25 protein-coding genes and 1 pseudogene are annotated in these 21,480 nt (G+C 64.0%); 14 read left to right on the plus strand and 12 right to left on the minus strand.

The window, feature by feature from the left end; translation table 11 throughout:
• The first annotated feature begins 40 nt into the window (after positions 1 to 40).
• The 3 genes from ACS7SF_RS25090 (at position 41) to ACS7SF_RS25100 (ending at position 3,708) form a co-directional block, all read left to right on the plus strand.
• Positions 41 to 706 (plus strand): DUF1345 domain-containing protein, encoded by a 666-nt coding sequence (locus ACS7SF_RS25090; RefSeq protein ID WP_439893173.1) that lies wholly within the window; start codon positions 41 to 43, stop codon positions 704 to 706.
• Positions 703 to 1,728 (plus strand): AI-2E family transporter, encoded by a 1,026-nt coding sequence (locus tag ACS7SF_RS25095; RefSeq protein WP_439893174.1) that lies wholly within the window; start codon positions 703 to 705, stop codon positions 1,726 to 1,728. The genes ACS7SF_RS25090 and ACS7SF_RS25095 overlap by 4 nt, the downstream gene beginning before the upstream one ends.
• A gap of 714 nt (positions 1,729 to 2,442) precedes the next feature.
• On the plus strand, positions 2,443 to 3,708 hold the full coding sequence (locus tag ACS7SF_RS25100; protein WP_439893175.1) for an MFS transporter: 1,266 nt from the start codon (positions 2,443 to 2,445) through the stop codon (positions 3,706 to 3,708).
• A gap of 18 nt (positions 3,709 to 3,726) precedes the next feature.
• Here the strand turns inward: ACS7SF_RS25100 and ACS7SF_RS25105 are convergent, their stop codons facing one another.
• The 3 genes from ACS7SF_RS25105 to ACS7SF_RS25115 all read right to left on the minus strand — a co-directional run bounded on the left by ACS7SF_RS25105 (position 3,727) and on the right by ACS7SF_RS25115 (position 5,758).
• Positions 3,727 to 4,395, minus strand: a complete 669-nt coding sequence (locus ACS7SF_RS25105) for a phosphoribosyltransferase (RefSeq protein WP_439893176.1) — start codon at positions 4,393 to 4,395, stop codon at positions 3,727 to 3,729.
• Between the two features lie 13 nt (positions 4,396 to 4,408).
• The gene (locus tag ACS7SF_RS25110) at positions 4,409 to 4,969 is read right to left on the minus strand and encodes an HdeD family acid-resistance protein (RefSeq protein WP_439893177.1); all 561 of its coding nucleotides are present in this window, start codon (positions 4,967 to 4,969) and stop codon (positions 4,409 to 4,411) included.
• Between the two features lie 162 nt (positions 4,970 to 5,131).
• Positions 5,132 to 5,758: a LysE family transporter gene (locus ACS7SF_RS25115; RefSeq protein ID WP_439893178.1), complete on the minus strand. Its 627-nt coding sequence runs from the start codon at positions 5,756 to 5,758 to the stop codon at positions 5,132 to 5,134.
• Positions 5,759 to 5,860: 102 nt separating this feature from the next.
• On the opposite strand from ACS7SF_RS25115, the gene ACS7SF_RS25120 reads away from it, so the two are divergent.
• Positions 5,861 to 6,727, plus strand: a complete 867-nt coding sequence (locus tag ACS7SF_RS25120; protein WP_439893179.1) for a LysR family transcriptional regulator — start codon at positions 5,861 to 5,863, stop codon at positions 6,725 to 6,727.
• An 11-nt stretch (positions 6,728 to 6,738) separates the two neighbouring features.
• Here ACS7SF_RS25120 and ACS7SF_RS25125 read toward each other — a convergent pair whose 3' ends face one another.
• The 3 genes from ACS7SF_RS25125 to ACS7SF_RS25135 all read right to left on the minus strand — a co-directional run bounded on the left by ACS7SF_RS25125 (position 6,739) and on the right by ACS7SF_RS25135 (position 8,581).
• Entirely contained in the window at positions 6,739 to 7,011 is a 273-nt protein-coding gene (locus ACS7SF_RS25125) for a hypothetical protein (RefSeq protein ID WP_439893180.1), read from the minus strand.
• A gap of 91 nt (positions 7,012 to 7,102) precedes the next feature.
• The gene (locus ACS7SF_RS25130; protein WP_439893181.1) at positions 7,103 to 7,867 is read right to left on the minus strand and encodes an SDR family oxidoreductase; all 765 of its coding nucleotides are present in this window, start codon (positions 7,865 to 7,867) and stop codon (positions 7,103 to 7,105) included.
• A gap of 39 nt (positions 7,868 to 7,906) precedes the next feature.
• Positions 7,907 to 8,581 (minus strand): histidine phosphatase family protein, encoded by a 675-nt coding sequence (locus ACS7SF_RS25135; protein ID WP_439893182.1) that lies wholly within the window; start codon positions 8,579 to 8,581, stop codon positions 7,907 to 7,909.
• 249 nt (positions 8,582 to 8,830) lie between these two features.
• Between ACS7SF_RS25135 and ACS7SF_RS25140 the strand changes: the two genes are divergently transcribed.
• The gene (locus ACS7SF_RS25140; protein ID WP_439893183.1) at positions 8,831 to 10,057 is read left to right on the plus strand and encodes a M20/M25/M40 family metallo-hydrolase; all 1,227 of its coding nucleotides are present in this window, start codon (positions 8,831 to 8,833) and stop codon (positions 10,055 to 10,057) included.
• Between the two features lie 190 nt (positions 10,058 to 10,247).
• Positions 10,248 to 11,369, plus strand: a complete 1,122-nt coding sequence (locus ACS7SF_RS25145; RefSeq protein ID WP_439893184.1) for a beta-ketoacyl-ACP synthase III — start codon at positions 10,248 to 10,250, stop codon at positions 11,367 to 11,369.
• Positions 11,370 to 11,373: 4 nt separating this feature from the next.
• Here the strand turns inward: ACS7SF_RS25145 and ACS7SF_RS25150 are convergent, their stop codons facing one another.
• Positions 11,374 to 12,228, minus strand: a complete 855-nt coding sequence (locus ACS7SF_RS25150; protein ID WP_439893185.1) for a LysR family transcriptional regulator — start codon at positions 12,226 to 12,228, stop codon at positions 11,374 to 11,376.
• 103 nt (positions 12,229 to 12,331) lie between these two features.
• Between ACS7SF_RS25150 and ACS7SF_RS25155 the strand changes: the two genes are divergently transcribed.
• A complete protein-coding gene (locus ACS7SF_RS25155; RefSeq protein ID WP_439893186.1) occupies positions 12,332 to 12,724 on the plus strand; it encodes a tautomerase family protein in 393 nt (130 codons plus the stop codon).
• Positions 12,725 to 12,732: 8 nt separating this feature from the next.
• Entirely contained in the window at positions 12,733 to 12,858 is a 126-nt protein-coding gene (locus ACS7SF_RS25160) for a hypothetical protein (protein ID WP_439893187.1), read from the plus strand.
• Here ACS7SF_RS25160 and ACS7SF_RS25165 read toward each other — a convergent pair.
• Entirely contained in the window at positions 12,848 to 13,807 is a 960-nt protein-coding gene (locus ACS7SF_RS25165; RefSeq protein WP_439893188.1) for an SRPBCC family protein, read from the minus strand. The two genes, ACS7SF_RS25160 and ACS7SF_RS25165, sit on opposite strands and share 11 nt — an antisense overlap.
• Positions 13,791 to 14,147 carry an ArsR/SmtB family transcription factor gene (locus ACS7SF_RS25170; RefSeq protein ID WP_426398971.1) on the minus strand — a complete coding sequence of 119 codons (357 nt, stop codon included), beginning with the start codon at positions 14,145 to 14,147 and terminating at the stop codon, positions 13,791 to 13,793. Before ACS7SF_RS25170 ends, ACS7SF_RS25165 begins: the two co-directional genes overlap by 17 nt.
• Positions 14,148 to 14,264: 117 nt before the next feature.
• Between ACS7SF_RS25170 and ACS7SF_RS25175 the strand changes: the two genes are divergently transcribed.
• The 3 genes from ACS7SF_RS25175 to ACS7SF_RS25185 are packed head-to-tail and all read left to right on the plus strand — an operon-like array spanning position 14,265 to position 16,353.
• Positions 14,265 to 15,152: an alpha/beta hydrolase family protein gene (locus tag ACS7SF_RS25175; RefSeq protein ID WP_439893189.1), complete on the plus strand. Its 888-nt coding sequence runs from the start codon at positions 14,265 to 14,267 to the stop codon at positions 15,150 to 15,152.
• Positions 15,149 to 15,583, plus strand: a complete 435-nt coding sequence (locus ACS7SF_RS25180) for a MarR family winged helix-turn-helix transcriptional regulator (protein WP_439893190.1) — start codon at positions 15,149 to 15,151, stop codon at positions 15,581 to 15,583. The genes ACS7SF_RS25175 and ACS7SF_RS25180 overlap by 4 nt, the downstream gene beginning before the upstream one ends.
• Positions 15,580 to 16,353: an enoyl-CoA hydratase gene (locus ACS7SF_RS25185; RefSeq protein WP_439893191.1), complete on the plus strand. Its 774-nt coding sequence runs from the start codon at positions 15,580 to 15,582 to the stop codon at positions 16,351 to 16,353. The genes ACS7SF_RS25180 and ACS7SF_RS25185 overlap by 4 nt, the downstream gene beginning before the upstream one ends.
• A gap of 153 nt (positions 16,354 to 16,506) precedes the next feature.
• On the opposite strand, the pseudogene ACS7SF_RS25190 reads toward ACS7SF_RS25185, so the two are convergent.
• A pseudogene (locus tag ACS7SF_RS25190) lies at positions 16,507 to 17,112 on the minus strand (TetR/AcrR family transcriptional regulator).
• Positions 17,113 to 17,191: 79 nt separating this feature from the next.
• Here ACS7SF_RS25190 and ACS7SF_RS25195 point away from each other — a divergent pair.
• The 3 genes from ACS7SF_RS25195 to ACS7SF_RS25205 all read left to right on the plus strand — a co-directional run bounded on the left by ACS7SF_RS25195 (position 17,192) and on the right by ACS7SF_RS25205 (position 19,244).
• Entirely contained in the window at positions 17,192 to 17,524 is a 333-nt protein-coding gene (locus tag ACS7SF_RS25195; RefSeq protein ID WP_439893192.1) for a darcynin family protein, read from the plus strand.
• 390 nt (positions 17,525 to 17,914) lie between these two features.
• Positions 17,915 to 18,742, plus strand: a complete 828-nt coding sequence (locus tag ACS7SF_RS25200) for an AraC family transcriptional regulator (RefSeq protein WP_439893193.1) — start codon at positions 17,915 to 17,917, stop codon at positions 18,740 to 18,742.
• Between the two features lie 73 nt (positions 18,743 to 18,815).
• Entirely contained in the window at positions 18,816 to 19,244 is a 429-nt protein-coding gene (locus ACS7SF_RS25205; RefSeq protein WP_439893194.1) for a cupin domain-containing protein, read from the plus strand.
• Positions 19,245 to 19,413: 169 nt separating this feature from the next.
• Here the strand turns inward: ACS7SF_RS25205 and ACS7SF_RS25210 are convergent, their stop codons facing one another.
• Together ACS7SF_RS25210 and ACS7SF_RS25215 are read right to left on the minus strand one after the other, a co-directional pair.
• Positions 19,414 to 20,346: a sugar kinase gene (locus ACS7SF_RS25210; RefSeq protein ID WP_439893195.1), complete on the minus strand. Its 933-nt coding sequence runs from the start codon at positions 20,344 to 20,346 to the stop codon at positions 19,414 to 19,416.
• Positions 20,343 to 21,383, minus strand: coding sequence for an SPFH domain-containing protein (locus tag ACS7SF_RS25215; protein ID WP_439893196.1), 1,041 nt, complete (start codon positions 21,381 to 21,383; stop codon positions 20,343 to 20,345). Before ACS7SF_RS25215 ends, ACS7SF_RS25210 begins: the two co-directional genes overlap by 4 nt.
• Positions 21,384 to 21,480: the final 97 nt, after the last annotated feature.

Raw genomic sequence — 21,480 nt, forward strand, 5'->3', positions numbered from 1 at the left:
GTGGCCTCAATTTGATGCTCGAAACGCACAAGAGGCCCATGTGACTGCGCAAGACGAGTCCTTTCCGATTTCACGATTTGCCGCTGCCCGGCCACGCCTGCTGGTGGCGTTGGCGCTGGGCGCAATCGTCGGCGTGGCGGCACCAGCGGGGCAGGGCTGGCTCACACGCACGCTGCTCGGCTGGGATGCTGCCGTGTGGACGTACCTGGTCCTGATCTCCGTAATGATGCTGCGGGCAGACCCCCGCCGCATCCGTGCCGTGGCCCGGCGGGAAGATGCGAGCGCCTCGGCGGTGCTGGCAGTGGTGTGCCTGGGCGTGATCGCCAGCATGGTGGCGATTGCGTTTGAGCTGGTGACGGCCAAGGCCGCGGGCCATGCGCAAGCGTGGCACTACGCGCTGACCGGCGTGACGGTGGTCGGCGCATGGCTGATGGTGCCGATGATGTTTACCGTCCACTACGCGCACCTGTACTACCGCACGCCGAATGCGCCCCCGCTGCAGTTTCCGGACCGCGAACTTGAGCCCAATTACTGGGATTTCCTCTACTTCTCCTTTACGATCGCGGTCGCCAGCCAGACGGCAGATATCAGCATCCGTTCGCGCGCCATGCGACGGGCGGTGCTAGGGCAATCGCTGCTGTCGTTCTTCTTTAATACGAGCATTCTTGCGCTCTCCATCAACATTGCTGCCAGCCTGTTTTCATGACGAAGCTTCCTCCCAATAATCACGCCCGAGCCATTAGGGCGGTCAGCTATGTACTGGTGGCCGCCATGATCGTGACGGTGCTCTGGCTGCGCCTGCTGCCGGCCGCCATTGCGGGCTTTCTGGTCTATGCGCTGTCACGCAAGCTGGAGGCGAAGCTGCGCCAGCGGCGCGTGTTTTCCCGGCATGCCAAGGCGTTGGCGGTGGTCGGCGTGTTCGTGATCGCCACGCTCATCCTCGCGGGCATCGGCCTGGGCATTGGCCGACTGGTGGAGCATGGGCACGGGCTGGAGGGCATGCTCACGCGGGTGGCCGATGTGCTGGACAACCTGCGCGCTTCGCTGCCGGCATCGGTGGCGGACTACATCCCGAACTCCGTATCGGACCTGCGCGTGCGTCTGGTCGAGATGCTGAAGGAACACGGCCATCAGGTGTCGACGGTCGGTATCGATGGGCTGCGCCACAGCGTGCTGGCGCTGATCGGGTTGATCCTGGGTGCCATGGTGGCGTGGTCGGACAGGCCCGACCCCGCGCGCCACAAGCCGCTGGCTGCGGCGCTACTGAACCGACTGGGCCGCCTGACGGCCGCATTCGAAGCCGTGGTGTTCGCGCAGGTGAAGATCTCCGCGCTCAACACCGCGCTGGCGGCGATTTACCTGGTTGGCGCGTTGCCGCTGTTCGGGCAGCACGTGCCGTATTCCAAATCGTTGATCCTGCTGACCTTTGTGGCGGGGCTGATTCCGGTAGCGGGCAACCTGATCTCCAACACGGCCATCGTGGTGATGAGCGTGACGGCGTCGCTGGAGCTGGCGGTGGCTTCGCTCATCTTCTTGGTGGTGGTGCACAAGCTGGAGTACTTCGTGAACGCGCGCATCATCGGCAGCCGCATCGACGCGCGTGCGTGGGAGCTGATTCTGGCGCTGATCGTGATGGAAGCGCTGTTTGGCGTGGGCGGCGTGATTGCCGCCCCAGTGCTGTACGCCTACATGAAACGCGAACTGACGGACGCCGGGTTGATCGGCTGACGCGTCAGCGCTGTGGTGATGCGCCAGCGCTCCTCGCGCTGACGGCATCGGCAGAAAAGAGCGCGCCCTACGGGACGAGGGGCGCGCAATAACTCGCTGACCGAGAGACGTCAGCGAGCCGAGGGCCGGTACACGGGGACGAAGCGGGCGGTGGGCGCGTGGCGGCACCGGTCCATTCCACCGCTTCGGACGTGACGAAGCAGCAGACGACGCGGTCGTCGAGCAAGGCCAGATAGAAGAGGTCTCCCATCGCGCGGCATAGCGTTCCCGTTAGCAGGATGTTCATCGCTCCCCTTCCTTGGCTGACCAATGTGCTGCATCGGTTGGATGCGCCATCGGTTCGGATTGCGGAGCGTGCTGCGTGTGACCGCATTGGCTCCGTCTTGGCCGTCGGCACTGGCGCCAGGGCGTCGTGCAGCGGTCCATGCTGGCGAGTATAGAAAGCGTCTCCTGAGCGACCATGCTCCGAACGGAGTAACCGCGCGCGCGAAAATGGCTAACGGGTTAGCTACCTGCCAAGGCAAGCGCGGCGCGGGTTTGCGGGAAGTTTGAGAGCTTCGGGGCGTGAATGGCGCAGCAGCGCCTGACGCTTTTGCCTGGACAGCAAGTTGTCCGATTCGCGCTAATCATTGTCGAACTTGCGGTAACGCGCCTGCACTATTTAGGCGCATGATTGACGGCTCCTCGCTGCAATTTTTGGCCGCAAACGTCCCCATGGAAACCACCGCAAACGGTACCGCCGCTGAGTTGCCCACGCCTGCGGCAACCCCCGCACCGCAGGCCGGCACCGCCGGTACAACCGGCTTTGGCGTGATCGGCGCCATCAGCTTCGCGCACTTTCTCAACGACATGATGCAGTCGTTGATCCTGGCGATCTATCCGCTGCTCAAGGGCAACTTCCACCTCGACTTCTCGCAGATCGGGCTGATCACGCTCGTGTACCAGATCACCGCCTCGCTATTGCAGCCGATGGTCGGGCTCTATACCGACAAACATCCGAAGCCGTATTCGTTGTCGGTGGGGATGGGCTTTACGCTGGTGGGGCTGGTGTTGATGTCGATGGCGCCGAACTTCGGTACGTTGCTGCTGGCGGCGGCGCTGGTGGGTACGGGCTCGTCGATCTTCCATCCGGAATCGTCGCGTGTGGCGCGCATGGCGTCGGGTGGGCGGCACGGGCTGGCGCAGTCGTTGTTCCAGGTGGGCGGCAATGCGGGTAGCGCCATGGGGCCGCTGCTGGCGGCGCTCATCATCATGCCGTACGGACAGCACAGCCTGGCGTGGTTCTCGATTGCGGCGCTCATCGCCATCTTCGTGCTCTATCACGTGGGCGGCTGGTACAAGCGCGAGCGCGCTGCGGGCCATGGCCGCAAGGCGGGTGGCCGTGCACATGCGGTGGTCAAGCTGTCAGGCCAGCAGGTGGCGTTTGCCATGCTGCTGCTGGTCGTGCTGCTGTTCTCCAAGTACTTCTACCTGGCGAGCTTGAACAGCTATTACACGTTCTACCTGATCACCAAGTTCCACCTGTCGGCGCAGACGTCGCAGCTGTTCCTGTTTCTCTTCCTGTTCTCGGTGGCGGTCGGCACGATCGTCGGTGGGCCGATTGGCGATCGCGTGGGCCGCAAGGTGGTGATCTGGGTGTCGATCCTGGGTGTGGCGCCGTTCACGCTGATGCTGCCCTACGCCAACCTGTTCTGGACGGCGGTGCTGACGGTCATCATCGGCCTGGTGTTGGCCTCGGCGTTCTCGGCCATCCTCGTGTATGCGCAGGAGCTGATTCCCGGCAAGGTGGGAATGGTGTCGGGCCTGTTCTTCGGGTTTGCGTTCGGGCTGGGCGGGATCGGTGCCGCGGTGCTCGGCAAGCTGGCCGATGCGACGGACATCTACAACGTGTATCACCTGTGCTCGTTCCTGCCGCTCATTGGGCTGCTGACGGTGTTCCTGCCGGATATCGAGCGCAAGGGGCGCTTGCACACAGCCTGATATCGCGCGGATCACACGTTAGGGACCGCGCTGCCGGGCATCGGCCAGCAGCGCGATCACTTCGCTGTCTTCGGTCTGCTCAAAATCTTCGTAGTACTGGCCGACGGCCTGGAAGCTGAAGTCTGGCGCGGCGATCAGGCACACGGCCTCGTCCACTTCAGTGCACAGCGCGCGCCAGGTGGACTCCGGTGCAACTGGCACGGCGAGCACCAGCCGCCCCGGGCCGGCCCGCCGCGCCGCTGCCAATGCTGCACGCACCGTGGCTCCGGTGGCGATGCCGTCATCCACCACGATGACGGTGGCGCCGGCAAGCGGCAGGGGTGTCACGCCATAACGTGCGCGGCGGCGTTCCAGTTCGGCCAACTCGTGGGCCATCACCTTGTCGACATACGCCTGCGATGGCTGCAGGGCCTGCGTCAGCTCGGTGTTCCATGCGACATGCGGTGGCATGCCAGCGCCGCAATCGGCCAGCGCGCCCAGCGCCAGCTCCGGTTGCAGCGGTGCGCCGAGCTTGCGCACCAGCAGCACGCCAAGCGTTGCTCCTAGCGCCTGCGCAATCGCATGTCCGACCGGCACGCCACCGCGCGGCAAAGCCAGCACGATGCGCGGTGCCGGTAGGTCGAGCGTGGCTAATGCATCGGCCAGCTGCCTGCCGGCATCCGTGCGATCGCGAAAGGGCGTTGGCATGACCGTGCGCGCATCAGGCAAACGCCCGCGCCGAGCCGCTGCGGCCCCATTTGCGCACGCGCAGCGCCGCGAAGACCAGCGTGGCGCCCCACACGATGGCCCACGCGCCAATCCACCACAGCACGGCCAGCACCCCGGCTTCCGGCCGCCACAGCAGCCAGCCTGCCAGTACCACGCTGGCGATGCCGCCGAGGATCAACCACCACTCGCCGGCAAGCTCTTCGCGCAGGCGCACCGCCACGATGATCTGCAACACGCCGTGCGCAAGCAGCCACGCGGCGATGTACAGCAGCAGGCCCAGTGCCGTCACCGCCGGGTTGAACAGCGTGAGCACGCCGACCGCGACCCCAAGCAGCCCTTGCAGCAGCACGGGCCAGCGGTCGCGCTGCATGGCCTGGCGGCCGAACGAGGTCATCAGCAGCAGGCAGCCTTCCACCAGCGCATACGCGCCAAACGTGAGCACCAACACGGCCAGCGTTGCCGCCGGCACCACGAATGCGCCGATGCCGACCACCATCGCACACAACCCGCGCAATGCGAGCACCCACCACAGTTTGGAAAGCGTATGCAGCATGAACCACACTCCTTGAGCGAAAACAAAAAGCGACCGCGCGCCGGAGCGCGGCGGGCGATCGCTCGTCGTTTCAAGGTAGTGCAAGGTGTGGCGAGGCTCAATCGCCGTGGGACAGCGCGTGTGCATGCGCGGTCGCATTCGGCGCATTCTTTTTGCGCGACGTTACGCCAGTCGCGCCACGCCCAGCGCGAGTCCCAGCCCGATCAGGATCACGCCGATCACGCGATCGACCATCCGCTGACGCACCAGTAACGCGCGCCGCAATGCGCCCGAGGCAAACACCGTTGCCACCAGCGCGAACCACGCCGCGTGGGCCATCGACATGAACAGCCCGTAGCCGAATTGCGCGGCCAGCGGCGTGCTGGCATGCACGACTTGCGTATAGGTGCTGACGACGAACAGGGTGGTCTTGGGGTTCAGTGCGTTGGTGAAGAAGCCCATGCGCAGCGCCGCGCCGGTCGAGAGCGTATGCCGCGTGTCGTCGGCGACCGTTGCATCGCTGGGCAAGGTGGCCTTGGCGGATAGCGTCTTCCAGCCGATCCACACCAAATACGCCGCGCCCACCAGCTTGATGGCATGCAGCAGCGCTGGGGCATGCGCGATCAGCACCCCCACACCGAACATCGTGTAGAGCACGTGCACTTGCACGCCCAGCGCAATTCCCAGCGCACACAACACGCCCGCGCGTCGGCCGTACAGCAGGCTGTTGCGCGTGACCATGGCGAAGTCCGCGCCGGGGCTGATGACAGCCAAGAGGGTGATGAGGGCAACAGCAAGCAGTTCGGCCATATCGACGTGTCATTGCAAAGTGGGAATGCGCCGATTCTGGCCGAGCGCGCCACCACCGAAAATCGATTTATGATGCCGATTTTCCGTGAGAAAAACTGACAGATGGCGCTACCTCCGCTCAACACCCTACGTGTATTCGAAGCCGCTGCGCGGCACGCCAGCTTTGTGCGTGCCGCGCACGAGTTACATGTCACGCATGGCGCCGTGAGCCGCCAGATCCGGGTGTTGGAAGAATCGCTCGGGGTGGCGTTGTTTGAGCGCCGCAACCGTGCGGTTTTTCTGACGCCGGCTGGTGAGCAGCTACGCGCGGCGGCGGCAGATGCGTTCTTCATTCTCACGGATAGCATTGACCGGATCGCGCGGCGGGCAACATCGTCCGCGCTGGTGGTGTCGTGTGAGCCGACGTTGGCTATGCGGTGGTTGATTCCTCGGCTGTCACGCTTTCAGGCGCGGCATCCGGCGGTGCAGGTGCACTTGTTTGCCGCGGGCGGGCCGATCGACTTTGCGCGCACGGGCGTAGACGTGGCCCTGCGCCGCAACGACTTTGCCTGGCCGGAACATACCTGTGCGGAGCCGATCTGCGACGAGTGGATCGGGCCTGTGCATGCTCCGCTAGTTGATGCCGCTGCACGCCGTCGCCTGCTGCACACGGCAACACGCCCCGATGCCTGGCAGACGTGGCGGCGCGTCAGCGAGTCACCACGCCCACGCGGGCGCTCGCCCGAGGCGCGCTTTGAACATTTCTATTTGAGCTTGCAGGCAGCTGCAGCGGGGCAGGGCACCGCTATCGCTTCCAAGCTGATGGCGGGCGATGACCTAGTGGATGGGCGGCTTGTGGCGCCGGAGGGGTTTCGGCGCGATGGCTCGGCGTATTACCTGCTGGCGAGTACGCCAATCCAGCCAGATACCCCGGCTGGCGCGTGGCTGACTTGGCTGCGTGAGGAAACCGCCGCAACGCTGGCGGTTTAGCCGGGAAGGGTTTAAGCAGCAGCGTGCCGGCTTGCTCGCAAAATGCCGCGAATGGTGGCCAGATACGCCTCGCCCACCGCGCGGTTGAGTGGCCGTGCATGGCTTACCCGCTTGCGCGGCGGCGGCGTCAGACCAAGCGTGCGGCAGACATCCGATGCATAGGGCCGGCCGTGGCTCTCCATGCGGATCACCACTTCGTTCAACGCCTGTTCACCCAGGCGCTCGCGCAGCCAGAGCACCGTCTGGCGGTCGTACTCGTTTTCGATACGGATCAGATCGTCCATGGCATGAGCTGTATAAATGTACAGTTACTGTAAATATATACAGCTCTCCATGGATTTCAAGGCCTGTGTTGCGCAACGGCTGCGGGCAAGGTCAAAGCGTGATGCCCCCATCCGCGACGATGCACTCGCCATTGGTATAGCTCGCCGCGTCCGACACGAGGTAGAGCACCGTGCCGGCCATTTCGCGCGGCTCGGCGTGGCGGCGCAGGGGGATCTCGCTGATCCAGCGGTCGTAGGTCGCCTTGTCCTCGAATAGGGCGCCGGCAAACTTGGTCTTTGTTAGGCCGGGCAGCAGCGCATTCACGCGGATGCCGAATGCGCCGCATTCCTTGGCAAACGCACGCGTCATGTTGACCACCGCCGCCTTGGTGATGGAGTAGATGCCTTGCTTGTCGCCCGGCTGCAGCGCGTTGACCGACGCAGTGTTGACGATGGCGCCGCCGCCTTGGGCGCGCATCATCTTGCCGGCCTCGACCGACATGAAGAAATAGCCACGGACGTTGACGTCCACCGTCTTCTCAAACGCGGCCAGGTCGGTATCGAGAATGTGGCCGTAGTACGGATTGGCCGCCGCGTTGTTGACCAGAATGTCGAGCCGGCCGTGCGTGTTGCGGATGTGCGTGAAGGCGGCTTCGATGTCTTCCATGCGGCCGACGTGGCACGCCAGCGCCTCGGCTTTGCCATCCGCCGCGCGGATGCCGTCGGCCACGGCCTGGCAATCGGCCAGCTTGCGGCTCGACACGATGACGTGGGCGCCTTGCTCGGCGAGCAGCTTGGCGATGTCTTCGCCAATGCCCCGGCTGGCGCCCGTCACCAGGGCGATCTTGCCGGTCAGGTCGAACAGGTTCGTACTCATGCGTGGTGTCTCCGAGTGTGATGTTGTTGGGTGTTCGGGTCAGCCGTAGGTCTGGAACGCACGCCGCGCTGGGTCGTCCAGATGCGGAATGCCGTTGAAGGTGGCCAGCTGGAACGATTCCGCGTTGAAGAAGTACTGCGAGACACTGCTGTTGCGGATCTGCAGGTTCAGCGCAATCGCACTGGTTGGCGGAGCCTCCAGCACTTGCTGGGCGGTCACGGCAATCGGCCCGCCTGAGCTGATGGCGAGCACGCGTTGCCCGCCACCGGCTTGAATGACGGCGCGCGCATCCGCCACGCGTTGCTGAAATGCGGCCCACGTTTCGGGCAGCGGGCCGCGAATCTTGTCGGCCGACCACAGATGCAGCACCTGTTTGAGCGCCCGGTAGTGGTCGCGCATCGAGCCGGATGCCAGCCGCGTGAGTTCCGGAAAATCCTCGCCCAGCGCGGCAAACAGCCCCTGGAAGTCGTACTCGTTCAGACCGGCGTGCTGTTCATAGCCGATACCCGTGGTGCCCATGCCGCGCAGAATGCCGTCGACGGTCTGCTCGTGCCGGCGCAATGTGCCGCAGATGACGCGATCGAAGACGATGTCGTGCCGCGCGAAATACTCGCCGAGCCAGACGCTCTGCTGCTCGCCGCGTTCGGAAAGCTGGTCATAGTTGGCGGCGCCGAACGACGCTTGTCCGTGCCGCACGAGGTAAAGCTCCGCCATCGTCTGCTCGCCATGTTGCTGGGGGAGCCAGATTAGCGGTCAGCGCACTATTTTTGAAATTTATTGTTTGAATGACCAGTAATGCATCGAATGAATAGTTCGGGCGATCGGTCTGGCACGGCATGTCCTGTCATTCACGGCAAGCTGCGGCTGACACCCGTGCGCCCAACGCAACATGGCGCCCCGGGGTTTGCGGAATGTGTGTGTAATGGCTGTTTTGCCACTCTCACTCCGCTATCAAGGTCACGCATGAAACCCTCCCGCCTTGCGCTTGCCGCGCTGCTGCTGTGTGCCGCGCGATTGTCCAGCGCCGCTGATGCCAACCCCAAGGTCCTGACTGCTGCTGAAGCCTATCGGGCCGATGCGCTGCATTTGCTGGAGCGCCTGGTCAACATCGACTCGGGCACCGGCAACGAGGCCGGGCTCAGCCAGATCGGCACCATCGTCACCGAAGAACTGCGCAAGACGGGCGCGCACGTGGAAACGGTGTCTGCGGCACCGGCGGCAGTGGGCAACAACATCCTGGCCACGTGGAAGGGCACGGGCAAGACGCGCATTCTGCTGATGGCGCATATGGATACCGTCTTCAAGGACGGTACCGCTCGCGCCAAGCCGTTTGTCATCAAGGACAAACGCGCCTACGGCCCCGGCGTGATGGACGACAAGGGCGGCATCGTCGCGGGGCTGTACGCGATGAAGATCCTGCAGCAGCTGGATTTCAAGCAGTACGGGCAGGTGACGCTGCTGCTCAACACCAATGAGGAAACCGGCTCCAAGGGCACGCGCGCGCTGATCGAGCGCGAAGCCAAGCAGCATGACGTGACGCTGAACCTGGAGCCGGGCCGGCCCGCCGACGGGCTGGTCGTGTGGCGCAAGGGCAGCGGCACCGCCGAGATCGACATCAAGGGCAAGGCCGCGCATGCAGGCGTGGCGCCGGAGTCCGGCCGCAATGCCGCCACCGAACTGGCGCACCAGACGCTGCAACTCGGCAAGCTGGGTGACAGCGCCAAGCAGACCACTTTCAACATCACCGTGCTGAAGGCGGGGGATGCGACCAACGTCATTCCCGACCACGCCACCGCGTATGCGGACGTGCGCGTGGCCGTGCCCGAAGAGTTCGACCGCGTGGAGCGCGATCTGGCGCGCGTGTCGGCCAACAAGCTGATCCACGATACAGAAGTGAAGACCTCGCTCGTGCGCGGCTTCCCGCCGATGCCGCGCAATGCTGCGTCCGATGCACTGGCCGAGAAGGCACAGGCCATCTACGCCGAGATCGGCCGCAAGCTCACGCTGGAAGGCAGTGGCGGCGCGGCGGATTCGAGCCTTTCTGCTGGCGTCGGCACGCCCACGCTCGATGGCTTCGGCATTGTTGGTGGCGGCATTCACACGCCGGACGAATACGCAGAAGTGGAAAGCGTGGTGCCGCGCTTGTATCTGCTGTCGCGCATGATCATGGAGTTGGCCGGCAGCAAGTAAGCGCCGCAGTTAGGCAAGCAAAAGCGCGGGGTGGCAGCGGTTGGGGCCACCCGCTTTGTTTTGCCATGTGGCGTTGGCCGCGCACGGACAGCAAACGGCGGACTAGATGTAAACGACCACACCCGTTCACCCCGCGCGGCAGGTTCGATGTGCTATCGTCGCCGCCACGAAAATTTCACATATACCGGGTATGCACGACGTCGTCATCAGCGGTACGGGCCTGTGGGTCGCGCCGGAGGTCATCACCAACGAGGAGCTGGTCGCTTCCTACAACGCTTATGCGCAGCGCTACAACGCAGAGCATGCAGCGGCCATTGCCGCGGGTGAGCTGACGGCGCTGGCGGAGTCATCGGCGGAGTTCATCGAGAAGGCGTCGGGCATTCGCCAGCGCTATGTCGTCGAGAAATCCGGCGTGCTGGACCCGACGCGCATGCGCCCCAAGCTGACGCAGCGCCCGGACGATGCACTGTCGTTGCAAGCGGAAATTGGTGTGGCCGCCGCACGCGAAGCGCTGGCCGCAGCCGGCCGCGATGCCGCCGGCATCGACATGCTGATCTGCGCCACGTCGAACTTCCAGCGCTCATACCCGGCACTCGGCGTGGAGATTCAGAACGGCATCGGCGCGGGCGGCTATGCGTTCGACATGAACGTTGCGTGCTCGTCGGCCACCTTCGGGCTGGAGCAGGCCATCAACGCTGTGCGCAGCGGAACGGCGCGCGCCGCACTGGTGGTGAGCCCAGAAATCACCTCCGGCCACCTCGACTGGAAAGATCGCGACTGCCACTTCATCTTCGGCGACGTGTGCACGGCCGTGCTGGTTGAGCGCGCTGAGGGCACGCGCTCCACCGACGCATGGCGCGTACTCGGCACGCAGTGCGCAACCAGCTTCTCCAACAACATCCGCAACAACGCCGGCTACCTCTCGCGCAGCGAAGACCGCAACCCGGACGACCGCGACCAGCTCTTCCGCCAGGAAGGCCGCAAGGTGTTCAAGGAGGTCTGCCCGATGGCGGCGGAGCATATCGCCACGCATCTGCAATCGCTCGGCCATGCGCCGGCCGGCGTGCGCCGCTTCTGGCTGCACCAGGCCAATCTGGCAATGAACCAGTTGATCGGCAAGCGCTTGCTGGGCCATGAGGCATCGGCCGATGAGGCGCCGGTCATTCTGGATGAGTTCGCCAACACGGCATCGGCGGGTTCCATCATTGCGTTCCACCGTCATCGTGCCGACCTGAAGGCGGGCGACGTGGGCATGATCTGCTCGTTTGGTGCGGGCTATTCGATTGGCAGCGTGGCGGTGCAGAAGCTGTAATCGGTTAGCGGCCCGCCGTGGCCCGCAGGGTAGAAGCGAACGTCCGCAGCGCCTTCTTCGCCACAGGGTCGGCCAGGCGTGAATACAGCACCACGCTGCGCGGTGGAAGCGGCGGCAGGCCAAAGGCATCGCCCACGTCGATGGTGCCCGCTGGGGCCACGCGGCGGCTGAGCGCGGCGACAGCCAAGCCGGCCGCCACCGCTGCGCCAATGGTGCCCATGCCGCCACCAACAAACACCTCCTGCCACGCAATGCCCGCCGCATCCAGCGCGGTTACGGCCATCTCACGCACGCGGCAGGGTTCGGACTGGGTGGCGAGGTAGAGCGGCTCACCCGCGCGGTGTTCAAAGTCCGGCGCGGCCATCCAGCCGAAGGGTTCTTCCATCAGGACCTCCCCGTCGGTGCGGCGCGTGTCGTGGCGCAGCACGACGGCGGCATCCAGCAGGCCGCTCTCAAATGCATCCAGGATCTCGCGCGAGCTGTCGATGCGGATCTCCAGCGTCAACGCCGGTTCGGCCCGCCCCATCTGACGCAGCAGGCGCGGCAGTTCGGCCCCGACAATGTGGTGACTCATGCCAACCGACAGCCGCCGCCGCTCCACGCCAAACGAGCCGAGCGCGCCCTCGTGTGCCGCCACCAGCTCGCGTGCCGGTGAGAGGAACGCCGCGCCATCCTGCGACAACCGCACCAGGCGCGGCGTGCGCTCCAGCAGGCGACGGCCGAGCGCATCTTCCAGCCGCTTGATCTTCAGGCTCACGGCGGATTGCGTGGAGTCCATCGCCTCTGCGGCGCGCGTGAAACTCTTCAGATCGGCGGTCAGCACGAAGGCCTGAACGGCCTCCAGGTCGAGCATTCTCATGCTTCAATCATTTGAAAATGGAATGATTGAAATATCTTAGGATGGCTTTTTTGAATGATCAACCTGCGGCATGCTGTGCACACCACAAACCAGGGAGTTCACCATGCCTCTCGTCCAAGTGTCACTGCGCCGCGGCAAGCCTGCCGCCTATCACCAAGCCATTTTTAACGGCGTCTATCGCGCGCTGCGCGAGACGTTCAACGTGCCGGAAGACGACCGCTTCATGACCGTGACCGAGCATGACGCCGGCACCTTCAGCGTCAGCCCGACGTACATGAACATCCAGCGCAGCGAAGACGCAGTCATCCTGCAACTGACCGTCAGCAACACCCGCACGCGGGAGCAGAAACAAGCGCTGTATCGGCGCATCGTTGAGCTGCTGGGCGACAAGCCCGGCATACGGCCCGAAGACGTGTTCATCAACCTCGTGGAGGTGCTGCCCGAGAACTGGTCGTTCGGCCACGGCATTGCGCAGTACGTGGCGGACAAGGGCTGAGGCGCCCCATGACCTCGCGCCAGATGCTGGTTGCCTACGTGGGTGGCTTGCTGTGGGGGATGGCGCTGATCGTCGGCGCGGCGGTCACCGTGGCGACCGTCGCGCGCGACGTGTTACGGGCGATCAGTCCTTGAGCGAATTGCCCAGCATGTCCAGCAGGAATTGCGTGCCCCGTTCGCGCGAACCGGAGTCGTCGTAGCCATCCAGGAAGGCGCCTTGCTCCGTCATGACGAGGTGCGTGCCGCCCGAGCCATCCTTGGGTTCGCGCAATTCCAGCGTGGCGAGCGAGGCGGAGATCTTCCGATCGTCCAGGTGCATCACGTACGAATAAACGACGCGCTCGTTGGGGATGACATCGTGATACAGCGCCTCGAAGCTGGACACGACACCGCTGTCCCACTGGCCCTTGACGACTTCGCGGCCGCCCGGCGTGGCGTCCATTTCGCGCACCAGCAGGGTGTAGCCGTTGCCGCCGGCAAACCACTTGGCTTTGGCCGCCGGGTCCGTCAGCGCCTTGAACACACGGGAGCGTGGTGCATCGTACGTGCGCTCCACCGTAAAGGTGGCATGTACGACCGAGCGTTGGATGCCATCGGCCACCGGTACGCGCGCGGCTTCGCGCTCCAGCTTGTCGAGCGTTTGCTTCCAGCCTTCGGGCGCGCCCTTGATCATCATCTCGGCAATCGGCGCGAGCGGCGTGTGGGTCTGCGTGACTTCCATGCGCGTGCCACCGCATTCCTCGGCAAAGGTGACGACGGTGTGGGCGTTCATCAGCGGGCGGTTGTCGCCGTCCACGACGTTCATGTCGATCACCAAGCGCGCGTTGGGCACGATCTCCAGAAAGTGGCCGCGCGACCAATGGTCGTGCCCTTCGGGCGAGCGCATGCACACATCAAACTTGCCGCCCACGCGAAACTCGACCGTCGCATCGGGCACTGTGTAGTGCGTCGGGCAGAACCAGCGCTTGATGTGTTCAGCGGTGCTCCAGGCCTTGAAGACCCAGTCGCGCGATACGGGGAAGGTGCGTGAAATCACAAGCGGGCGTAGGGCGGTGCCTGCGGGCTGGTCAACGGTCGTCGTCATGCGGGTCTCCTTGGGTTTTCAGCGTTTCGAGATAGGCGCCCAGGCGGTCGAAGTGCTGCTCCCACTCCAGGCGTCGTTGGTTGATCCACTGCTCGGCGAGGCTTAACGCCTCGGGTTCGATACGGCACGTACGCACGCGGCCCACCTTTTCCGATCGCACAAGACCGGAGTTCTCTAGCACTGACAGGTGCTGCATAACGGCAGGCAACGAGATATCGAGCGGCTCGGCCAGCTCGCTCACAGACGCCGGCCCGCGCACGAGCTGAACCAGCATGGCGCGTCGGTTGCCGTCTGCCAGCGCCTGGAAGGCGAGATCGAGAGAGGTGTCATGGTTAAGCATGTGGTTAACTATAGCGACTCTGAATAGTTAAGCAAGTACTTTATCTTTCTGCCGTTGACAGGCTCATTTAGTTCGCATACAAAGTAAAACACTTCGTATGCGAACTAAATCCACGCAATGGACAGCACACCCCAAACCATTCCCGCCGCCGACGGTTACCCGCTGGGCGCCATGCTGTGGACGGCCGCCGGCACGCCGCAGGGCGTGGTGGTCATGCATCCGGCCACGGGCGTGCCGCAACGCATCTACCAAGCCTTTGCCAAGTTCCTGGCGGAACGTGGCTTCCACACCATCACGTACGACTACCGCGGCATCGGCGCATCCCGGCCCAAGAGCCTGCGCCGTTTTGCTGCACGCATGCGTGACTGGGCGTTGCTCGACGCAGAAGGCGTGATGCGATGGGCGAAGGCGCGCTATCCGGAGCTGCCGCAACTGGCAGTCGGACATTCGGTGGGCGGCCACGCCATCGGCCTGTGCTGCGCAGACTGGGATGTCGCTGGCGTCGTGCAGGTGGCCTGCCACACGGGCAACTCGCGGTTCATCCGCCAGCGAGGAGAACGCTGGCGCGTGGAGCTGATCTTGCGTGGCCTCGGCCCGTTGATGGCCCGGCTGATCGGCTACGTGCCCGGCAAGCGCCTGGGCCTGGGCGAAGACCTGCCGGGCGGCGTCGCCATCGAATGGGGCACATGGGCCGGCATGCAGCGCTACTTTTTCGACGACCCGACGCTCGGCGCCATCGAGCGCTTCAACCGCGTAACGCATCCTGTGCTCGTCTACGGCTTTGACGATGACCCATGGGCGACGCCCGCAGCCATCAACGCGTTGACGACGCACTTCACGAACACGTGGGTCGAGCGCCGGCAGATCGCACCTGCACAAGCCGGCGGCCCGGTGGGGCACCTGGGCTTTTTCCGCCCGCAATTCGCCTGCACGTTATGGCCTGGTTTGGCGGACTGGCTGAAGGAGCACGCTACGGCGTCGCGTGCAGAGGCAGAGGCCGCATGACCGCACCCGACCGCCGTCTCGTCTATCTGATCAACGTCGGGCAACGCCGCCTGCAGCGCTGGATTCAAACGCGTACCGGCGAGGGCGTGACCGCCGCGCAATCCGGTCTGCTGTTCTTCCTGGAGAAGAACGACGGCGCGTTGATGCGCGAAGCCGGTGCCGCGCTGGACCTCGGCCCCTCCGCCATGAGTGGCCTGGTCGATCGCACCGTCGACGCTGGCCTCATCGAGCGCCGCGCCGATGCCAAGGACGGCCGCGCCTGGCAACTCTGGATCACGCCCGCCGGCCGCGAAGCCCTAGCTGAAACCCGCACCGGCCTGGCCGAACTCAATGCGCGCCTCACCGAAGGCTTTACCGACGCCGAGATCGACGTCGTTGCGCGCTGGCTGGCCAGCCTGCAGACCAAGTTCCCCACAGGAGACGAGCAATGAGTGAATACATCCAGCGTCACAACGCCGACGGCGTGCTGACCCTCACGCTGGCGCGCGCCGACAAGAAGAACGCCATCACCGATGCCATGTACGGCGCGCTGGCCGATGCGCTGGACGCCGCCGAGAGCGACAACACCGTGCGCGTGGTGCTGCTGCGCGCCGAGGGCGACATGTTCTCGGCCGGCAACGACATCGGCGAGTTCGCATCGATTGCCATGGGCGAGGGTGGTGGCCAGCGCAACGTCATCCGCTTTCTGCACGCGTTGGTGCGTGCCACGCGCCCGCTGGTGGCCGCGGTGCAGGGCCGGGCGGTCGGCATCGGCACGACCATGCTGCTGCATTGCGACTTCGTGCTGCTGGCCGACAACGCGCAGCTTTCCACGCCGTTCGTGAACTTGGCGCTTGTGCCGGAAGCGGCGTCGAGTCTGCTGATGCCCGCGCGCCTGGGCCACGTGCGCGCGTTCGAGATGTTCGCGCTGGGCGATGCGGTGAGTGCGGAATCGGCGCTCGGGTGGGGTTTGGCCAACCGCGTGGTGCCGCTGTACCAACTCGGCACGGAGGCGCAGGCCATTGCGGAGCGACTGGCGCGTCAGCCGCTCGGCGCGCTGACCGAAACGAAGCGGCTGATGCGCGATGCTGAGTTGCTCAAGCAGCAGATGGAGGCGGAGAACGCCAGCTTTTCCAAGCGCCTGAAGTCTCCTGAGGCGCATGAAGCCTTCCGGGCGTTCGTTGATCGACGGCCGCCCAATTTCAACGCCGTGGCGCACTGAGCGCGGCGGTGTCTCGGTGGTGTCTCATTCGGCAGCCTGGTCCGGCTGCCTTTTTATTGCCCCTTTCCGGGAAACCAAGGACGCTTATTGACCCGGAGCCGCCAGCGGCCTTCGCGTAAGAGCAGTGGCGACTTTTGAGGAAAAAGCCGCCACTCACTCCTCTTGCGGCGCTCTTGCCAACCCCGGATACCCGAACACCGCTCGGCTGACGCGCCGATTCAGCTGAGCCTTATCGAATTCTCCGGCCACACCAGCTGTATCGATCATGCCTTTGCTGAGAGCGACTACATCGCGTGCCGCGATCATCTCGTAGGGAATTCCATGCCTACGCAGCAGATCGGCCACCGTTGCGTCAAGCTTGCGCTGAAGCTGATTCGCTTCGAGTTCACTTCAAGCATATTCAAGCGTCCGCGCCAAAGCCGGACGATCCAGCTGATGCCGTACGGCGATTTCGATAATCCGCTCGATCTGTTCCTCCACGCACGCGCCCGGTAACGCCTGAATTGCTTCGTTCACTTCATTGGCAAACTGGTCTTGTCCCCGCCTGATCAGTTCCACAATCAAGGCGTGTTTCGATGGAAAGTACTGGTAAAGGCTGCCAATACTGATTCCCGCGAGATCAGCTACCGCATTGGTGTTGAATCCGTCGAATCCGGCGGACTCGAGAATGCGAGCAGAAGCTCCGAGGATGACCTCGAACGTCGCGGCAGAACGGGCCTGGCGTGGCCGTTTGTGCGGATCAGGAAGGGGCTCGGTCATCAATGAAATATGCGAGTACAAAATGCGAGCAATAACTCACATACTGATCGACTCATCCCTCTCTTTCAAGGCTCCGACCATGGATCAATCGTCCTGTCGTTACAACGTATTTGTGCTGCTCAAAACCACCCCCGCCTGGCTTGCCATGTCGCGTTCAGAGCGCGACGGATTTTCTGCCGCGATCATGGAAACTGCATTGGCAGGTACCGATATTCGGGTCGACCATTTCGACGCGGAAGCATTCAGCGGGCGCTGCACCGATGTTGCCCAATTTGAGGCAAGTGACTTGCGCACGTTTTATGTCGTGATGGAACGTCTGCGCGATTCCGCTCTGTTCTCAGTACCTTATTTCGAGGTGGTCGATATTATTCCTTCGATCCGGAATGGGTATCGGGAAATCGACTTGATGTGATAGTGAGTCTGTCTGCGAGAGAGAGTCTCCCCTACGCCAGCGCTCCTACATGAGTGCCTTCTGACTCTCGGTGTAATAGATCCGGCGCCGTTGTTTCATTTGCAACACCTCCACTGCTCATGCAGTCTCTAGTGTGTTGCATTGACCGGTTGGATCCGCAACCCACAAGGGACACTCAGCCTTCCTGATAGCCGCCGTTCAGGACCACGCTAACCTCCTCGGCAAATACCCACCAGGCTGACGGCCGCGTTTCAACCCGGCGCGGCGACCGTAGCATGTGGTCGCTAGTGGAGGATCCCGTGCCACTATCCGGATAGCGGCGTTGCGTCGTACAACGCCTGAGCGTCCGTGCCGCAGCCTGATGCCTCAGGTCATCCAAGGTCACACATCATGAACCGACAAACCGCACGCTCATGCCCCGACTGGGTGAAGCGCGCCGAGCCGATAGAAGGGGTCGAGCGCATCGAAGCGTGGTTTCACGGCAAGGCGTATGCCATGCACCGCCACGATACTTATGCGATTGGTCGCACGCTCACTGGCGTCCAGAGTTTCAACTATCGGCGCAGCCTGCGAAACAGCCTGGCCGGCAACACGATGGTGCTGCATCCTGACGAGGCTCATGATGGTCAAGCGGGCACCGACGAAGGGTTTCAATACCGGATGATCTACGTGGAACCCGCGCTTTTTCAGGACGTGCTCGGCGGGCGCGCGCTGCCGTTCCTAGAAGGCGGCGTGACGACCGATGCGCGCCTTGCGGCGGCAACCACGACATTGCTGCAGCACGTCGGCTATAGGCTTGAACCACTGGAACAAAGCGATGCCCTCGCCGAACTGACGCATGCGCTTGCCGCCGTTGCCCGCATGCCCACGCGCCGTCCGAAAGGCGACTTCCTCGCGGCGCGGCGCGCGCGCGACTATTTGCACGTGAACTGCGCGCGCGTTGTTACGCTCGTCGAACTTGAAGCAGTGACGGGCCGCGATCGCTGGAGTCTGTCGCACGACTTTCGCACCTTCTACGGCACGAGCCCGTACCGTTATCTGACGATGCGGCGCCTCGATGCGGTGCGCCGCATGCTGCTTGCCGGCACCTCGCTCGCTCACGCCGCCGCGGCCGCGGGTTTTGCTGATCAGAGCCACATGACGCGACACTTCTCGAAAACATTCGGGCTGACGCCGGGGCGCTGGCTCCAGATTGTGGGCAGCATCCACCGCGGCTGAAAACACCACGATCGTTCAATACGGCCGCAAGGAGCATGCGTATTCTCGAAGCATTGCCACTTGAACGGAGAAAATGGTGTCCCAATCCTCGAACCCCAGCAACGTGCCGGCCGAACGCGGCCAGTGCCAGACCATCGACTTGACCGGCAAGATCGCGCTGATCGACGGTCACTGGCAACCGCGTGTCGTCGCGGAAATGAACGACTATCAGTTCAAAGTTGTGAAAGTCGAAGGCGAGTTTCAGTGGCACCGCCATGCCGATACCGACGAAACGTTCATCGTGCTCGAAGGCGAGTTGCGTATCGATTTTCGCGCGGGCCTTTCGGGCGACGGTTCTATTGTGCTGCGTGCCGGCCAGATGGCGGTGGTGCCGAAGGGCGTCGAACACAAGCCCTGCGCAAACGCCGAAGTCAAGCTGCTGCTGATCGAGCCGCGAGGTGTGGTGAACACGGGCGACGGCGCGGCGGGCGAGCGTACTGTCGAGAACGACCAGTGGATTTAAGGCCGGCCCTGCGTATGCCCGCTGAGATAGTCAGAGCGGGCGAGCTTGAGCGAGTCTGCGGAAGCGCGATCGTCGTCGATCTGGACGCATCAGTTCAACGGCTCCTTTTGGCCGATTCGGGCCATCAAGCCGGCGCTTCCTAGAACTCAGAGATGAGCGCTTTCCCGTGCTAAACGGCCAATCGCCCCCGTGTGGCCGCGACCGAAATCGTCGCCTCCATGCCAGCGGTAAAGCGCAGGTAATCCGCCTCCATGCCATCGGAAAAGATCACGCCGTTCTCAGGCATGCGCGAGCGCAGCTTGAGCGGCTGGTCGGCATCCACATGCCCGAACACCAGCGTGGCCTGCGATGCGCGGCTGGGAAACGGCTCGCGCACGGCAAACGTCAGTTGCGGCGTGTCCCACGGTTCGGGTTCGTAGCGAAAGCCATCGCCGCCGGCCTGCATGGCCCGCGCCACGCCCATCGAGCCCGTCACGATGCTCTTGAGCCACGCCGTTGAACCCAAGCCCGTTGCAACGATGATCCCGGACGACGATTGCGCTTCACGCCGCTCGCCCAACTCGATTTCATACAGCGCAGAGGCATGCGTGCGCGGGCCGATGAAGAGGTCATTGACAGCGCGCAACACCTGCCCATCAGAGAGCCGCGCTTCGGCCATCGTCACGGCTTTGGTGGGGCGCTTGTCGCGTGACACGTCGGTCAGCACAGTGCCGAGGTCCTTCGGCTCGAAGGGCAACAGCACGCCATCCCAGCGGCCGGGCTCGGGGTTCAGGCCGATGAGCGGCTGGCCGTCGAGGTACTTCATCGAGTTGGCGACCAGCCCGTCTTGCCCGAGCGCCACGATGATGTCGTCCGGCGCAAAGATGAAGTTGGGCAGATAGCTGCGGTCCACCACCTGATAGCGGCCCCAGGCCTCCAGCGCGCGCACGGTGATCTCGAGGCTGCGTGCATAGGCGGCGTTTTCGGCCACGTAGTCGGAGAAATCCGCGCCCAGATGTTCGAGGTAGAACTTCGCCTGGGCCAGGGTGTGGTGGCGCGCGACCAGCTCTTCGAGCCGGGTGCGGCGCGTCACCAGTACCACCTTGCGGCCATCGGTGCTCATGATGCAGCCCTGCCGGTTGCGTTGGTGCCGGCGTTCATCAACCCTTGCAGCAGGTCGGGCGATACGTTGAGTTGGCCGATGCGCTCTGCACGTTCCGCAATGCCGCCGAAGGCCTGTGCGATGAGCTGGCCCGGCTGCATGCCGGCCGCAGCGAGTGCGCTGACGATGCGCGGGTCGGCCTTCTCCAATGCCTGCATGACGGCGGCCACGCGGTAGGCCTCGGCTTCGGCCAGCGTGCGGCTGTTTTCTGCCTGCCCGGCCACGAAGGCCTTGCGTTGCCCTTCGAGTTCCACATCGGCGGCCATCTGTTCGTTGCGCAGAGCGTTCTCCTTGCGCATCAGCGTGGCCTTGGCTTCCATCTGCGTCTCGCGGATCTGGCGCTTCTTCTGCTCGACGGCGATGTCGGTGTCCAGTTCGTTCTGGCGGATCGCGCGTTCGTTCTCCACGGCGGACATGCGGCGCAGATACACGGCGTCGTCTGCGGCCTTGAGGTTGGATTCGCGGGCCTCGGCTTCCAGCGCGCGGGCGATGTCGGGCGTCGGCTTGACCGCCATGACGGACACGCCCAGTACCTCCAACCCCAGCGCGGCAATCTCCGGTTGTGCGGCCAGTTCAGCTTGCGCGGTGCGCGCGATGGCGGCCGATGCGCGCAGTGCGGCCTTCAGCTCCATTGCCTGCACGGCCTGCTGCACGATCACTTCCACTTGCTGCGCGACGCGATCGCCCAGGCGCTTCGGGTCTTCCGACACATAGCTCTGGCCGTTCTTGGCGAGCGAGAAATCCATCATGGCCGCCGTGCGGCGCGGGTCGCTGATGCGGTAGGTCACCTGACCCTGGACCGTCACGCTCTGGAAATCCGCCGTCACCAGTTCGAGGATGAAGGGGCGGTCCTGGCTGGCCACCGGCACCGCCACCAGCGTGGCGGTCGGGCCGTAGTAGAAGAACGACAGGCCCGAGCCTTCGCGCACGACCTTGCCGGCGCGGAACTGCATCAGATGAACGGTGGGCTGCGACTTGATAAAGCGGATACCGAACATGGCGACCTCCCTTTTTTTGTTTGGGTTGTACAGTACAACTTGATTGAGTTGGATAATACAACTTACTATGCGGCTGTCAAGACATTTGTGAGCAGAC

Source organism: Ralstonia sp. 25C (assembly GCF_051904805.1).
GTDB lineage: Bacteria > Pseudomonadota > Gammaproteobacteria > Burkholderiales > Burkholderiaceae > Ralstonia.

Excerpts from the sequence above, each read along its gene's own strand:
- ACS7SF_RS25095 (WP_439893174.1), top strand. The coding sequence starts at position 703 with ATGACGAAGCTTCCTCCCAATAATCACGCCCGAGCCATTAGGGCGGTC.
- ACS7SF_RS25100 (WP_439893175.1), top strand. The coding sequence starts at position 2,443 with ATGGAAACCACCGCAAACGGTACCGCCGCTGAGTTGCCCACGCCTGCG.
- ACS7SF_RS25105 (WP_439893176.1), bottom strand. The coding sequence starts at position 4,395 with ATGCCAACGCCCTTTCGCGATCGCACGGATGCCGGCAGGCAGCTGGCC.
- ACS7SF_RS25110 (WP_439893177.1), bottom strand. The coding sequence starts at position 4,969 with ATGCTGCATACGCTTTCCAAACTGTGGTGGGTGCTCGCATTGCGCGGG.
- ACS7SF_RS25115 (WP_439893178.1), bottom strand. The coding sequence starts at position 5,758 with ATGGCCGAACTGCTTGCTGTTGCCCTCATCACCCTCTTGGCTGTCATC.
- ACS7SF_RS25120 (WP_439893179.1), top strand. The coding sequence starts at position 5,861 with ATGGCGCTACCTCCGCTCAACACCCTACGTGTATTCGAAGCCGCTGCG.
- ACS7SF_RS25125 (WP_439893180.1), bottom strand. The coding sequence starts at position 7,011 with ATGGACGATCTGATCCGTATCGAAAACGAGTACGACCGCCAGACGGTG.
- ACS7SF_RS25130 (WP_439893181.1), bottom strand. The coding sequence starts at position 7,867 with ATGAGTACGAACCTGTTCGACCTGACCGGCAAGATCGCCCTGGTGACG.
- ACS7SF_RS25135 (WP_439893182.1), bottom strand. The coding sequence starts at position 8,581 with ATGGCGGAGCTTTACCTCGTGCGGCACGGACAAGCGTCGTTCGGCGCC.
- ACS7SF_RS25140 (WP_439893183.1), top strand. The coding sequence starts at position 8,831 with ATGAAACCCTCCCGCCTTGCGCTTGCCGCGCTGCTGCTGTGTGCCGCG.
- ACS7SF_RS25145 (WP_439893184.1), top strand. The coding sequence starts at position 10,248 with ATGCACGACGTCGTCATCAGCGGTACGGGCCTGTGGGTCGCGCCGGAG.
- ACS7SF_RS25150 (WP_439893185.1), bottom strand. The coding sequence starts at position 12,228 with ATGAGAATGCTCGACCTGGAGGCCGTTCAGGCCTTCGTGCTGACCGCC.
- ACS7SF_RS25155 (WP_439893186.1), top strand. The coding sequence starts at position 12,332 with ATGCCTCTCGTCCAAGTGTCACTGCGCCGCGGCAAGCCTGCCGCCTAT.
- ACS7SF_RS25160 (WP_439893187.1), top strand. The coding sequence starts at position 12,733 with ATGACCTCGCGCCAGATGCTGGTTGCCTACGTGGGTGGCTTGCTGTGG.
- ACS7SF_RS25165 (WP_439893188.1), bottom strand. The coding sequence starts at position 13,807 with ATGACGACGACCGTTGACCAGCCCGCAGGCACCGCCCTACGCCCGCTT.
- ACS7SF_RS25170 (WP_426398971.1), bottom strand. The coding sequence starts at position 14,147 with ATGCTTAACCATGACACCTCTCTCGATCTCGCCTTCCAGGCGCTGGCA.
- ACS7SF_RS25175 (WP_439893189.1), top strand. The coding sequence starts at position 14,265 with ATGGACAGCACACCCCAAACCATTCCCGCCGCCGACGGTTACCCGCTG.
- ACS7SF_RS25180 (WP_439893190.1), top strand. The coding sequence starts at position 15,149 with ATGACCGCACCCGACCGCCGTCTCGTCTATCTGATCAACGTCGGGCAA.
- ACS7SF_RS25185 (WP_439893191.1), top strand. The coding sequence starts at position 15,580 with ATGAGTGAATACATCCAGCGTCACAACGCCGACGGCGTGCTGACCCTC.
- ACS7SF_RS25195 (WP_439893192.1), top strand. The coding sequence starts at position 17,192 with ATGGATCAATCGTCCTGTCGTTACAACGTATTTGTGCTGCTCAAAACC.
- ACS7SF_RS25200 (WP_439893193.1), top strand. The coding sequence starts at position 17,915 with ATGAACCGACAAACCGCACGCTCATGCCCCGACTGGGTGAAGCGCGCC.
- ACS7SF_RS25205 (WP_439893194.1), top strand. The coding sequence starts at position 18,816 with ATGGTGTCCCAATCCTCGAACCCCAGCAACGTGCCGGCCGAACGCGGC.
- ACS7SF_RS25210 (WP_439893195.1), bottom strand. The coding sequence starts at position 20,346 with ATGAGCACCGATGGCCGCAAGGTGGTACTGGTGACGCGCCGCACCCGG.
- ACS7SF_RS25215 (WP_439893196.1), bottom strand. The coding sequence starts at position 21,383 with ATGTTCGGTATCCGCTTTATCAAGTCGCAGCCCACCGTTCATCTGATG.